This is a genomic window from Candidatus Pelagibacter communis (genome assembly GCF_001180165.1).
GTDB classification, from domain to species: domain Bacteria; phylum Pseudomonadota; class Alphaproteobacteria; order Pelagibacterales; family Pelagibacteraceae; genus Pelagibacter; species Pelagibacter ubique_P.
Genome location: NZ_CVSQ01000017.1, coordinates 38,263 through 51,361, shown reverse-complemented (window position 1 = coordinate 51,361; position 13,099 = coordinate 38,263). Strand labels below are relative to the sequence as shown.

Sequence of the window (13,099 nt, the reverse complement as noted above, 5' to 3'; positions counted from 1 at the left end):
ACATGGGAGATTTAAATAAAGCACCAAACGATTTTTTTGATAATTGGAATAAAATCCAATCAATGTCATATAAAAATGTCATTGAACTACTTGTAAAGAGAAGTAGCGAAAAAAAGATATTAGCTTTAATCCAATTTGAATTAGATCAATTTTCAGAAAATGTTCAAAAGGATTTAAATATTTCTGAAACAAGTTCTTTCTATCAAGAAATATCTAATCTTTTCAAAGATTCAAACTGGTGGTCAACTGCTACAGTAACTGATGCATGTAAATATTATCTAAACTGTGCAAGAAATAATATTTCTTATTTTGAAAACTATGTAGAGGCAGATAGTGATTTGTCTCAAAATCAAAAAAATGAGATATTTGCCTTATATCAATTATGTACTTTATTTGTTTCTTGGAATGCCAGTAAAGACAAACAGATCAGAGAAATTATAGATATTAGAAAAAGTTTATTTTTTAGATAAAACTAAACTGTATGAACAAAGAAAACGCAAGCAAACTCTGGAAAATTATTCAGGATGCTGGCGATTATTTGGTGGGACAATTACCTGACCACCCAAATCACCCTAAAGGAAGAAACCCTTATGCTCATGTTGCTATTTGTGTAAAAAGCAAATTCAATGCAAGCTATAAAGATATTCCTGATGAACAGTTCGACGAGGTAATAAAATATATTGAGTTTTTAAAAGAAAATCCTAGTTAGCTTTAATTGTATTTAACAATTCATCAACATCGCTATCTTTAGTATTCCAAGCAGCAACTAATCTTACCGCTTTTCCATCCAATTCTTCTTCGTTCATTTTGTAACCTTGAGAATTTAGATGTTCTATTTTTTCTCTTGGAAATTTTGCAAACACTTCATTTGCTTCTGTTGGATAAGCAATTTCAATATCATTATGTTTACTTAATCCATCACTTAATTTTTTTCCCATTGCATTAGCGTGCTTTGCATTTCTCAACCAAACATCATTTGATATATATGCATCGAGTTGTGCAGAGACAAAACGCATTTTAGATAATAAGTGCCCTGCTCGTTTCATTAAAAAAGCAATGTCCCCTACTAATTCTTTCTTAAAAAATATAATTGCTTCAGCTGCTAAACATCCATTTTTAGTTGCTCCAAATGACAATACATCAACCCCAGATTTCCATGTCATTTCAGCAGGAGTTACATCTAAAGAAACCAATGCATTAGCAAATCTAGCACCATCCATATGTAAATTTAGATTATGCTTATGGGTAACTTCTGCAATTTTTTTAATTTCATGTAATTGATAAACTTCACCTGTTTCACAGACTTGAGTGATACTGACTGATGAAGGTTGTGTATGATGAACAATTCCTTTTCCACCTATCGATTGATCCAACTCCTCTGCTGTTATTTTTCCCATTATTCCATTTAAAGGAACCAACTTTCCTCCTCCTGTATAAAATTCAGGTGCACCACATTCATCGGTGTTTATATGAGACATCTTATGACAATAAATATTTCCATAAGAAGGTGTCATTGTCGATAATGCTAAAGCATTAGCTGCAGTACCTGAGGCAGTAGGAAAAACAATTACTTCTTTTTCAAAAATTTCTGAAAACTTATCTTGTAATTCTGTAGATATTGGGTCATTCCCATAAGGAGTGCTATCTCCTTCATTGGCTTTTAAAATTGCATCTAATACCTCGGGACAGGCACCAGCAACATTATCAGAAGCGAATTTTACTCGCTCTCTTTTTATTTTAATTTTTGCCATAATTATTGTTTTGGAAAGTAATCTTTAAGTTCGCCTTCTCGGTAAACATCTGCAGTACAACAATGTAAACCTCCGCCAAAAGCGTAGGCATCTCTAAGTTCTACTGGTATAACTTCCATTCCTAATTTATCTAATTGCTCTGCTTGATATATTTCACTTTTCTCTACACAAACAGTTTTAGGATCCAAAACTAAAACATTCATTGATAGCCAAGTTGATGAATAGCATAATGGAGGTGGTTCGTTATGTGCTGGTTGTGCACTGTCTACGATTTCCCAACCATTGTCTTCAAATAATTTTCTTTGTTCCTTAGGAAGTCTTCTTTGAGGATTGTTGATAATTAAACCTTCTTTAATTGGGGTAAAGGTTGCATCAATGTGAATAGGATATGGATCTCCTGGGAAATTTACAGCGTGGACTCTGTGATCTTTATAATGTCTCTTTAGCCAATCAATTCCTTTCAAATTAGTTGTAAATCCATGTTGGACAACTAAATCTTTTCCAAATCTCAATACATCTGCTGCATCAAATAATGGCTCTTCCTCAGTGGTTACAAAATATTTTTTTTCAGTCCACTCTAATCTTTTTTGAACACCTATTTTATCTGATAAATAATCTTTTCTATAATCTGCATCCGTTAGTCTTGGCTTTGGAGCAGACTCATGCCTCATATTAGGATCTTGGTTGTAATAATCTTTAAGTAATGGTCGGTAACATAAATATTCAAACCAACGACAACGATAACTCATTGTAGCCTCTAAGATCTCCTTACCCACTGTTAACAAAACATCTCTTGGAGGCATACAGCCAAACATAGTTTCTGCTTCCCAATCTGGTGTGGATGTTTTTTGATTAAAATCTATTGGTGTTGGTCGATCAACTTTAATGCCTCTTTTTTGAAGCATGTTTGAAAAGTTATCTAATAATTCATTTGCTTTATCGACAGTATCTTTTGTTCTTGGTCCAAACTGACCTCGCATATCACTGTCTTCTGGAACTTTTGCATCTAATGCAGGCTCTGGTGCTGGTATACAAGTACCATCCGCTCTTCCAACAATTACGTGTTTTAACGGATCCCACTCATTCCAACTATTAACAATAGTTTTACTCTCGCTCATAAAGATTAGTTTTTTATAATATTATGCTCAGGGCCGAAAGGAAATTTTGTAATATTCTCTGCTCCATCTTTACCAATCACCAAAATATCGTGTTCTCTATATCCACCTGCGCCAGGATTACCTTCTGGGATCATGATCATTGGCTCCATCGACACGACCATATTTTCCTCAAGAACAGTATCAATGTCTTCTCTTAATTCTAAACCAGCTTCTCTTCCATAAAAGTGTGAAAGCATACCAAATGAATGTCCGTAGCCAAAAGTTCTATACTGAAGGTAACCAAGCTCAGCAAAAAGTTCATTAAGCTCATGACAAATATCTGAACATTTAACACCTGGTTTAATCAATTCTAATCCACGTTTATGAACTTTAACATTTGCCTCCCAAGCTTTAAGAGATGCGTCATCAGCATGATCTAAAAACAAAGTTCGCTCTAGTGCAGTGTAGTAGCCTGAAATCATTGGAAAAGTATTTAAAGATAAAATATCTCCTTTAACTAATTTTCTATTAGTCTTTGGATTGTGAGCTCCATCTGTATTGATACCCGATTGAAACCATACCCAAGTGTCCATGTACTCTGCACCCGGATAACTTTTAACAATCTCTCTTTCCATTCTATCTCTTGCTGCTATTGCTACTTCGATCTCCGTATTATCCTCTCTTATATTTTTAACTATTTCTTCACCACCAATGTCTGCAATTCTTGCACCATTTCTAATGATCTCAATTTCTTCGTTTGATTTAATCATTCTAAGTTTCATTAGATCTTTTGAAACATCGCTAAACATAGAGAAAGTAAAAATAGACCCTATTTTTTCTCGCATGTCTAAAGTGAGATGATCATTTTCAATTCCAATATTTTTTGGAGGTTCATCCCTTCCAATAATTGAGACAATAGCTCTTAAAAAATTATCTCTTTTCCAATCAGTATAAATAACGTTATCACAATGAGATCTACGCCATGGTTGACTTGCATCAATGTTAGCTGAAATTGTTGAGATTTTATTTTGTGTAATGACACATCCGTATGGTCTACCAAAAGAGCAATAAATAAAACCTGTGTAATATGCAACGTTATGCATTGAGGTTAAGATAACCATATCAAGACCATTTTGGTACATCACTGATCTAAGTTTACTTACTCGATCGTTATATTCTTTATCTGTAAATGGTAATTTTACTTTTTCACCATTTTTAAGTTCGAAAAAATCTGGTCGTTCCATATTAATTTAATGCTATATATCTTTTGTTCCATCTCATTATTAAACTGTAATAAAATATAGATACAAAAAGAAAAAAACCACCGATTATTGTATTTGTGGATGGTACTTCATTAATGCCAAATAATGGCAACCAAACCCAAAAAATTCCACCTACAACTTCAGTTAAAGATAAAAGTGTCAATTCTGCTGCTGGTATCGCTTTAGATCCAATTGAATATAAAATTAAACCAAAACAAACTAGTGTCCCATGCAAAGAAAATAAAGCTCCGTTATAGCTAGATGAAAAGAAAACTAAGTCTTTGGATAAAATCATAATTGTTGCAAATACAAAACAAAAGAAACCTGCAAAAGCTACCGTTGTGAATTTTGGTGTTTCTTTTCTCCATCTAAGAGTTACAGAAAAAACTGAGAAACCAATTGAGGAAGTTAAACCAAATACAAAACCAATTAATGATTTTTCACCAGTATTTCCAAATGCCATAATAATGATACCAACTGTTGCAATTATTATCGATATCCAAACATTAAGAGAAATTTTTTCTTGTAAAAATAAAAATGCCAATAATGCTGTAAAAAAAGGCATTGCTGCTAAACAAAGCAAGGTAACAGCAGCACTAGTATTTGTAATTGAATAAATAAATGTAATCATAGCGATCCCCAATCCAGATCCACCGATTACTCCAGATAAACCTATTTTATAATAGTTTTTGTAAAAATTTTTTCCTTCCTCAAAAAATAAATAAAGATTTAAAAGGATGAAAATTGTTAAACCTCTGCCAAAAATATACTGCCAAGGTGCCAATTGCGGATTATCCATGTATCGAACCACTAATGGACCAAACGACCACAACAGACCGGCAAAAAGTACAACGGGTATGGCTATTCTTGGATTTCTTAACTCTAACATATTGAGAAATCTAATTGTAAATAGAATTTTCTACAACAAAAATACGTTTCTAAACTAAATTTTGATTTGAAAGGTTGGGGAAAAAGCAATCAACGATATCTCCTTTTTTAAATTTTGATTTACCTGCTGGCAACAAAACCCAAATATTTGATTTTGCAAATGATTTAATTCTAAAAGACTCTTGACCTTTTAAAATTTCAACATTTATTTTTCCATTTTTAGTTGTGCTTAATTGGCTCTTTACAAATCTTGTGAAATTCTTTTTTTTAACAAATCCATTTGTCAAAATAGCTTTAATTGATTTTTCTTCTGATAATCCTAAAGCATTTAAAATATATGGAATTACAAAAAATCTAAAACATGCAGCAGAGGAAATTGGATTTCCAGGGAGTCCAAATATTGCCTTTTCTTTTCCTTTGATTTTTGCAAACATTATTGGTTTGCCGGGCCTTATTTCAGCACTTTTAAAATAGCTTGATAACTTAAATTTTTTAACAACATCAGGTATAAAATCAAACTTGCCTGCAGACACTGCACCTGAGGTAATAATAATATCATCTTTAGATTTAATTAATTTATTTATTTTTTGTTTAAAAATATTTTGATGATTATCTCTTAATATACTTCCACTTTTAAAATTAAATAAAAAATTTTGATTTAAGTTTTTAATATAATGTGTGTTAGAATTTCTTACCATCCAATTTGGAATATTGTCTTTGTTTGATATTTCGTTTCCAGTTGAAAAAAATAATATATTAATTTTTTTTTTTACTTTAATTTGTTTAATGCCTAAACTTTTAAAAGCTAAAATATGATTTGGTTGAACAATTGTATTTTTTTTTATTACAACCTCTCCTTTTCTATAATCTGAACCTGCAAACCTAACGTGATTAAATTTTTTTATTTTTTGATCAATTAAAATATATTTTTTATTGGGCGCAAAAATTATTTGTTCTATAGGAATAATTGTATCAAAACCCTTTGGTATAATTCCTCCAGTCATTATTTCTGCGGTATCAAATTTTTTTATCTTTTTTTTAAATGGTTTCATTCCTGCAGCAATTGAACCAATAATTTTAAATTTTTTTGGGAATTTTTTTTTTAATTCATTAGTATCTTTTGAATTAATTGCATAACCATCAAATGCAGCATTATTCCCTGCTGGATAATTTATTTTAGAATAAATATTGGTGGAAACTACTCTATTTAGAGAATTTATACTCTTTATAGTTTCGTCTTTAATTTTAATTTTGGCTTTTTTTAAAATTGTTTTTGATTTTTCGTAACTAATCATTTTTGAGTATTTCTTCAGCTTTTTCTAAATCTTCTTTTGTATTTATATTAAAGAAAGGATCATTATTTGAAAACTCCATATTAATTATTTTTACCCCAGTATTATTAGCCCACAACTCTACTTTTCTTTCTCCATTGTTTAAATCCTTCTCTAATTTATCTAGTAAATTAATCGACCATAAGCCAAATATATTATGTCGTGTGTTATTTGACTTTATAAAAAATAAATCACTTTCATTGAAATTAATATTTTGAATAAAATCTTTAAGTATTTGTCTCTTAAAAAAAGGTGTATCTACAGGGAAAGTTGCTATCCATTTGTAGTCTTTTTGATTTTCTTTTATCCATTTCATAGCTGATAAAACTCCACCTAACGGACCAAGACCTTTTTCAAAATCTTCGATTATTGAAATTTTTTCTGAATTATGAAAATTAATTTTATTATTTGATACTATTAAGAGTTCCTTAAATTCATCAATTATTTCAGTCAACATGTGATCAATTAACAATTTACCAGCTAACTTTACTTGGGATTTATCTTCTCCAAACCTTTGTGACTTACCGCCAGCTAGCACAGTACCTAAAATATTGTTATGATCCATCTATAAAATATAAAACATTCAAAGTTGAATTAAAGAAATTAAATGGATTTAAGAATTTTAGAAATAGCGGCCCATACTGAAAACAATAAAGTTGTTGAAAACTATACTCATAAGTCAAAACACAAAAATCCATTATGTGGTGATGAAATGGAAATAAGCTTAATTGTCAAAGAAGATGTTGTAAAAGATATGGGTTATCAGTGTAAATCATGTGTTTATTGTCAGGCATCAGTCAGTCTATTGTCCAGAAAAATTAAGGAAAAAAAAGTTGATGATATTAAAAAATTTATAAAAGTTGGTGAGCAACTTTTTGAGGATGCAAAAGTAAGTATAGAAAAACATTGGAAAGACTTTAAAGAAATTTTAGATAAAAAAAATCTTTCAAGGAAAGAATGTTTGCTTTTACCTTTAAGAACTATTGCGAAAGCATTAAAAATATAAATGATCAAAATTACAAAACCCTTATTGCAAAAAGCATTAATTGCAGGTTTTTTTTCTGCATTTACAATTGGTGTGCTAACAGTCCTTACTTATAAAAGTACACTTGGATATTTTATTGCAGCCTCTTTTGGTTCTTCAATGGTTTTACTATTTGGTTTTCCTGAAAGCCCATTTGCACAACCAAAAAATGTTTTTTTTGGACATTTGGTAACTGCTTTAGTAGGAGTTATTTTTGTAAACTTTATTCCGCTCCCTATTTATATCAATATTGCAATTGCTGTTGGAGCTGGAGTTTTTTTAATGATTGTATTTAATATTGTTCATCCACCTGCTGGTGGAAATCCAATTATAGTTATTATTGGAAGTGCCTCTTATGATTATTTAATTAATCCAATATTTTTTGGTAGCATAATTATATTGTTATTAGCAATAATAATTAACAAATATTTATTAAAAAATAACTATCCATTAAAATAGTTTTATGAATTCCAAATACAAAGTTTTAAAATATTCATCTAATAAGTTTGAAAATATAGATGACTTAATTTCAATTGAAGAACCATTGGAGATTTCATTGAAATATAAAGAATCTGATAAATGGATAAATCAAAGTTTATCTATAACAATGAGAACTCCAGGTGATGATGAAGATCTTGTAAGAGGATTTTTATATAATGAACAAATTATAACAAATATTGGTGATATTGACTCAATAGAAAGTTATGGAGATAAAGTTGGTCAATATAATATTCAAAATAAAATATTAGCAACTTTAAATAATTCTAAAAATATAAATATTTCAAAAATAAAAAGAGACTTTTTAACTAATTCCTCATGTGGTGTATGTGGAAAATCTTCACTTGATGCTCTAGAAATAATTAAAAAAAATAAAACAAATTCATCAGAACCCAAAATCAAAAAAGAGGTAATTGTTAAATCACCAGATATATTGAGAGAAGGCCAATCAGAATTCAGTAAAACAGGTGGAATTCATGCAAGTGGTCTTTTTAATAGCAATGGAGAATTAGTTGCTGTCAGAGAGGATGTGGGAAGACATAATGCTCTAGATAAACTTATTGGTTGTGCATTAAAGAACAATCAAATTGATCCGAAAACCCAATTTATAACATGCTCAGGCAGACTAAATTTTGAATTGGTTCAAAAGGTTTTGATGACGGATATAGGTATAATGATAGGAGTTGGTGCGCCAACTAGTCTTGCTATCGATTTAGCGAATAAATTTGACATTACCCTTGTTGGTTTCGTAAAGAGAGACAGTTTTAATATTTACACAAATAACAAAAAAGTTATTGTGGGCTAAATTAATAAAAGGGTATTTGTGTCAAAAAATATAAGTAATTTATCAGGCAGAATAGGCTTAAAAGACAACCTATTTAAGCAAATCTCAGAAAATACCTTAAGCGATAATCCACAAGATATTAAAGAAATTGCCAAAAAACATAACCTAGGTGTTTCAACTCTTCATGGTGCAGAATCCTTTTATGAGTTTTTAAGACCCTCTCATAGAGAAAAGAAAGCTTTTGTTTGTAACGGTAGTGCATGCATGTGCGCAGGTACTCAAGACAAATTAAAAGATAAATTAAAAGAAAAACTAGGTGATGACAAAGTTGGAGAAATGTTCTGCTTAGGTCATTGTTATGAAAACCATGCTTTCCATTATGATGGAGAAAATTATGCTGGTAAAGATATAGAAAAAATTGACCAAATAATTAAAGGTGAGGAAATTAAGCAAGAAAAATTTTTCTCAAAAAGTTTTGCTACAACAAGTTTTTTAATGGATGACAAATTATCATCAACAGATCAATTCAAAGAGCAATTAAGTAAATTTATAAAAACAGATAAAAAAGAAATAATAAAATCATTATTAGATTCAAATTTAACAGGAAGAGGTGGTGCAGGTTTTCCAACAGGAATGAAATGGGATTTCTGTAGCAAAGCAAAAGGAGATAAAAAATATGTTATTTGTAATGCAGATGAGGGCGACTCTGGTGCTTTCTCAGATAGATACTTGTTAGAGGACCAACCTTTAAAAGTTATTTTTGGAATGGTTATTTGTGGTTATGTGATAGGAAGTAATGAAGGAGTTTTATACATTAGAGGTGAATATCCTAAATCTATTGAAGCAATTAATGGCTGCATCAATGAACTTAAAAAATTAAATTTACTTGGTGAAAATATTTTAGGAACCGATTTTTCTTTTGATCTTGGAATTTGTATTGGTCAAGGTGCTTATATTTGTGGAGAAGAAACTGCATTGATTGCATCTATTGAAGGAAGAAGAGCAGAAGTTGATGTAAGACCTCCATTTCCTGTAACAGAAGGCTTATATAAAAAACCAACGGTAGTTAATAATGTTGAAACATTGGCTGCTGCAACTGGAATTTTATTAAATGGATCAGAAAAATTTTCTTCAGTTGGAAATAAAAAATCAGCTGGAACAAAATTAGTTTGTTTAGATAGTTTTTTTAACAACCCAGGTGTTTATGAAATTGATATGGGTACGCCAATGAAAAAAATATTTAATGAAATTGGTGGTGGATACAAAGAACCTGTTAAAGCATTTCAAATAGGAGGTCCATTAGGTGGGGTTGTTCCTTTAAATGAAATAGAAAATTTAAATTTAGATTTTCAAGAATTTACAGCAAAAGGTTTTATGTTAGGTCACGCAAGTGTAGTCAGTATTCCAAAAGATTTTCCAATGGTTGAATACATCCATCACTTGTTTGAATTCTCAGCAGAAGAATCGTGCGGGAAATGTTTCCCAGGAAGACTTGGATCTTACAGAGGTAAGGAGATGTTTGATCAAGCTAAGAAGAAAACAGCTAAAATTCCTTTAAAATTACTTGAAGAATTGTTGGTTACTATGCAAAAAGGATGCCTATGTGCACTTTGTGGAGCAATCCCAACTCCAATTCAGAACATTCTAAAATACTTTGGTGATGAAATGAAAAATGATATGGTGAAAGATAATTAATGAGCTCAGAAAAAAGAAAAATTGCTTATATTGATGGAAAACCATACGAAATTGGTCCTAAACACACATCTATTTTAAAATTTGTAAAAAGCTATGTAGGTGAAAAAAAAGTACCTACTTTATGTGATGATCCAAACCTAGCTCCTTATGGTGCTTGCAGAGTTTGCTCTGTAGAAGTTGCTTTAGAAAAAGATGGTCCAACAAGAGTGGTTGCATCTTGTCATACTCCAGTTGCTGAAAACCAACATATCTTTACTTCAAATGAAGCTTTAACAAGTCTAAGAAAAAATATTGTTGAATTAGTTTTAACTGACCATCCAATGGAATGTGATACTTGTGAGGTAAACAATAATTGTGAATTACAAACAGTAGCAAACGATCTGGGAGTTGCTGATCACAGATATAATAGTCCTAAGCAACATAAAGGAATTCCAAGAGATACTTCTCATGATTACATGAGAATGAACTTAGACAACTGTATTAATTGTGGAAGATGTGTCAGAGCTTGTGATGAAATTCAAGGTTCATTTGTACTAACAATGAGCGGAAGAGGTTTTGAATCTAGAATAACAACTGATAATGATATGATGTTTGGAGATAGTTCATGTGTATCTTGTGGAGCATGTGCACATACATGTCCAACAGATGCTATTTCAGATGTTTTTCAATCTAAATCTGCAGCTGTAGATAAAAAAGTTAGAACAACTTGTTCATACTGTGGTGTTGGATGTAATTTAGAAGCATCAATAAAAGATGATAAAGTTGTTGCAATAGATACTCCAAAGCAAACAGAGGTAAACGCTGGTCATACATGCATTAAAGGAAGATATGCATTTAGTTTTTATGATCATCCAGACAGATTAAAAACACCTTTAATTAAAAGAAATGGAAAGTTTGAAGAAGCTTCATGGGATGAAGCTTATGATTTTATTAAAAAAGAAATGAACAGAATCACAAAAGATAATGGTTCAGATGCTTTTGCTGGAATTTCTTCTGCAAGATGTACGAATGAAGAAAATTATGTTTTTCAAAAAATGATTAGAGCGGCTGTAGGAACTAACAGTGTAGATTGTTGTGCAAGAATTTGTCATTCACCAACAGCTTGGGGAATGCAACAAACTTTTGGGACTGGGGCAGCAACTAACTCTACAGAAGATATTTATCATGCAGATTTATTTTTGGTAATTGGAGCTAATCCAACTAACGCTCATCCTGTAACAGGAGCAAAAATAAAACAGCAAGTCATGAAAGGTAAAAAATTAATTGTACTTGATCCAGTTACAACTGAACTTGCAAAACTTGCTGATTATCATATTAAACTAAGACCAGGAACTAACGTTGCAGTTCTAAATATGATGTTGCACTTTATTATTAAATCAAAACTGTATAATGCAGATTTTGTTAGAGATAGAACTGAAGGTTTTGATAATTTCTTAAAAGAAATTGAAAGACAAGATGTCGATCATTTAGCAAAAGTAGCTGGTGTAGATAAACAATTAGTTAAAGAAGCAGCAATTGCATATGCTACTGCAAGAAATTCAATGGAGTTCCATGGTTTAGGAGTTACTGAACACGAACAAGGATCTAAAACTGTAATGTTAATTGCAGATCTAGCAATGATTACTGGAAACATTGGACGAAAAGGTGTCGGAGTTAATCCTTTAAGAGGTCAAAACAATGTTCAAGGTGCAGCAGATATGGGATGTCAACCACACCAAGGTGCTGGATATTTTCCTGTAGCTGATGAAAAACATCAAGAATTCTACACAGAAAAATATGGAGTAACTCACCCAACTAAGCCAGGATTAAAAATTCCTCAGATGTTTGAAGCTGCAATAAACAAGGAATTAAAAGGTTTATGGATCATTGGAGAAGATATTGTTCAAACAGATCCTAACAGTGCACATGTAATTGAAGCTATGAACTCATTAGAGCTTTTAGTGGTTCAAGAAATTTTTATGAGTGAAACAGCAAAATTAGCAACTGTTGTTCTGCCAGGTACAACTTTCTTGGAAAAGGATGGAACTTTTACAAATACTGAGAGAAGAATTCAAAGGGTGAACAGAGCTGTACCTCCTCTACCAGGCACTAAACCTGACGGATTAATTGTAACTGAGATGATGCAGAAATTAGGATTTGATCAGCCGACTTATGATGCAGATCAAGTTCTAGCAGAAATTGCTGATATCGTTCCATTCTTTAAGGGAGTTACTAGAGAAAGACTTGGAAAATTTGGATTACAATGGCCAGTTCAAGAAGATGGAACTGATACAAAAATTTTACATACAGAAACATTTAAACTAGGTAAAGGTCGACTAAAAAACTTTGATTGGAAAGAATCATCAGAAATAGAAGCTAATCGAAAAGACTATCCTTTGATTTTAACAACAAGCAGAGTTTTACAACATTACAACGCTGCAACAATGACTAGAAGAACAAAAAATATAAATATTGTTGATGAAGATGTTTTGTTAATTCATCCTAAAGATGCAGCTCATAGAGATCTAAATACTGGTGATATTGGAAGACTTTATTCAGGTAGAGGTGAGGTTGCTCTTAAAGTTGAGGTTACAGATAAAGTTAAAGAAGGAATTGTGTTTACTACGTTCCATTTCCCAGAGCATATGGTTAATATGGTAACAGGTCATGGTAAAGATGAAGAAACAATGTGTGCTGAATACAAAGTATCTTCTGTTGAAGTACAAAAAATCTCTAATCAATTTAAAACAGAAGTTAAACCAAAAGAAAATCAAGCTGAAGTTAGTTAAT

At 31.2% G+C, this 13,099-nt stretch carries 13 protein-coding genes; 7 read left to right on the top strand and 6 right to left on the bottom strand.

Translation table 11 applies throughout. From position 1 onward, the window contains the following. Positions 1-2: 2 nt before the first annotated feature. Positions 3-470 (top strand): hypothetical protein, encoded by a 468-nt coding sequence (locus AMN88_RS01170; protein WP_075536056.1) that lies wholly within the window; start codon positions 3-5, stop codon positions 468-470. A gap of 11 nt (positions 471-481) precedes the next feature. Continuing rightward, positions 482-709, top strand: a complete 228-nt coding sequence (locus tag AMN88_RS01165; RefSeq protein WP_075536055.1) for a hypothetical protein — start codon at positions 482-484, stop codon at positions 707-709. Here AMN88_RS01165 and AMN88_RS01160 read toward each other — a convergent pair. From AMN88_RS01160 to mobA, 6 genes are read right to left on the bottom strand one after another with little or no spacing between them, the layout of a single operon-like run. Next, positions 702-1,751, bottom strand: coding sequence for a threonine aldolase family protein (locus AMN88_RS01160; protein WP_075536054.1), 1,050 nt, complete (start codon positions 1,749-1,751; stop codon positions 702-704). The genes AMN88_RS01165 and AMN88_RS01160 overlap by 8 nt on opposite strands. A gap of 2 nt (positions 1,752-1,753) precedes the next feature. Continuing rightward, positions 1,754-2,869, bottom strand: coding sequence for a serine/threonine protein kinase (locus AMN88_RS01155; protein WP_075536053.1), 1,116 nt, complete (start codon positions 2,867-2,869; stop codon positions 1,754-1,756). Between the two features lie 5 nt (positions 2,870-2,874). After that, entirely contained in the window at positions 2,875-4,092 is a 1,218-nt protein-coding gene (locus tag AMN88_RS01150) for an aminopeptidase P family protein (RefSeq protein ID WP_075536052.1), read from the bottom strand. 1 nt (position 4,093) lies between these two features. Then, the gene (locus AMN88_RS01145; RefSeq protein WP_023854965.1) at positions 4,094-4,999 is read right to left on the bottom strand and encodes a DMT family transporter; all 906 of its coding nucleotides are present in this window, start codon (positions 4,997-4,999) and stop codon (positions 4,094-4,096) included. A 49-nt stretch (positions 5,000-5,048) separates the two neighbouring features. Continuing rightward, positions 5,049-6,293, bottom strand: coding sequence for a molybdopterin molybdotransferase MoeA (locus tag AMN88_RS01140; protein WP_075536051.1), 1,245 nt, complete (start codon positions 6,291-6,293; stop codon positions 5,049-5,051). Continuing rightward, on the bottom strand, positions 6,286-6,894 hold the full coding sequence (mobA, locus tag AMN88_RS01135; RefSeq protein WP_075536050.1) for a molybdenum cofactor guanylyltransferase: 609 nt from the start codon (positions 6,892-6,894) through the stop codon (positions 6,286-6,288). The genes AMN88_RS01140 and mobA overlap by 8 nt, the downstream gene beginning before the upstream one ends. Before the next feature lie 42 nt (positions 6,895-6,936). Here mobA and AMN88_RS01130 point away from each other — a divergent pair, with 42 nt between their 5' ends. Genes AMN88_RS01130 through fdhF form a run of 5 tightly spaced genes read left to right on the top strand, consistent with a single transcriptional unit; the run spans position 6,937 to position 13,098 of the window. Then, positions 6,937-7,335, top strand: coding sequence for an iron-sulfur cluster assembly scaffold protein (locus AMN88_RS01130; RefSeq protein WP_075536049.1), 399 nt, complete (start codon positions 6,937-6,939; stop codon positions 7,333-7,335). Continuing rightward, positions 7,336-7,812, top strand: coding sequence for an HPP family protein (locus AMN88_RS01125; RefSeq protein WP_075536048.1), 477 nt, complete (start codon positions 7,336-7,338; stop codon positions 7,810-7,812). Between the two features lie 4 nt (positions 7,813-7,816). Further along, entirely contained in the window at positions 7,817-8,656 is an 840-nt protein-coding gene (gene fdhD / locus AMN88_RS01120; protein ID WP_075536047.1) for a formate dehydrogenase accessory sulfurtransferase FdhD, read from the top strand. An 18-nt stretch (positions 8,657-8,674) separates the two neighbouring features. Next, positions 8,675-10,330 (top strand): NADH-ubiquinone oxidoreductase-F iron-sulfur binding region domain-containing protein, encoded by a 1,656-nt coding sequence (locus AMN88_RS01115; RefSeq protein WP_075536046.1) that lies wholly within the window; start codon positions 8,675-8,677, stop codon positions 10,328-10,330. Continuing rightward, on the top strand, positions 10,330-13,098 hold the full coding sequence (gene fdhF / locus AMN88_RS01110) for a formate dehydrogenase subunit alpha (RefSeq protein WP_075536045.1): 2,769 nt from the start codon (positions 10,330-10,332) through the stop codon (positions 13,096-13,098). The genes AMN88_RS01115 and fdhF overlap by 1 nt, the downstream gene beginning before the upstream one ends. Position 13,099: the final 1 nt, after the last annotated feature.

Excerpts from the sequence above, each read along its gene's own strand:
- AMN88_RS01170 (WP_075536056.1), top strand. The coding sequence starts at position 3 with ATGGGAGATTTAAATAAAGCACCAAACGATTTTTTTGATAATTGGAAT.
- AMN88_RS01165 (WP_075536055.1), top strand. The coding sequence starts at position 482 with ATGAACAAAGAAAACGCAAGCAAACTCTGGAAAATTATTCAGGATGCT.
- AMN88_RS01140 (WP_075536051.1), bottom strand. The coding sequence starts at position 6,293 with ATGATTAGTTACGAAAAATCAAAAACAATTTTAAAAAAAGCCAAAATT.
- mobA (WP_075536050.1), bottom strand. The coding sequence starts at position 6,894 with ATGGATCATAACAATATTTTAGGTACTGTGCTAGCTGGCGGTAAGTCA.
- fdhD (WP_075536047.1), top strand. The coding sequence starts at position 7,817 with ATGAATTCCAAATACAAAGTTTTAAAATATTCATCTAATAAGTTTGAA.
- fdhF (WP_075536045.1), top strand. The coding sequence starts at position 10,330 with ATGAGCTCAGAAAAAAGAAAAATTGCTTATATTGATGGAAAACCATAC.
- AMN88_RS01160 (WP_075536054.1), bottom strand. The coding sequence starts at position 1,751 with ATGGCAAAAATTAAAATAAAAAGAGAGCGAGTAAAATTCGCTTCTGAT.
- AMN88_RS01155 (WP_075536053.1), bottom strand. The coding sequence starts at position 2,869 with ATGAGCGAGAGTAAAACTATTGTTAATAGTTGGAATGAGTGGGATCCG.
- AMN88_RS01125 (WP_075536048.1), top strand. The coding sequence starts at position 7,336 with ATGATCAAAATTACAAAACCCTTATTGCAAAAAGCATTAATTGCAGGT.
- AMN88_RS01130 (WP_075536049.1), top strand. The coding sequence starts at position 6,937 with ATGGATTTAAGAATTTTAGAAATAGCGGCCCATACTGAAAACAATAAA.
- AMN88_RS01150 (WP_075536052.1), bottom strand. The coding sequence starts at position 4,092 with ATGGAACGACCAGATTTTTTCGAACTTAAAAATGGTGAAAAAGTAAAA.
- AMN88_RS01145 (WP_023854965.1), bottom strand. The coding sequence starts at position 4,999 with ATGTTAGAGTTAAGAAATCCAAGAATAGCCATACCCGTTGTACTTTTT.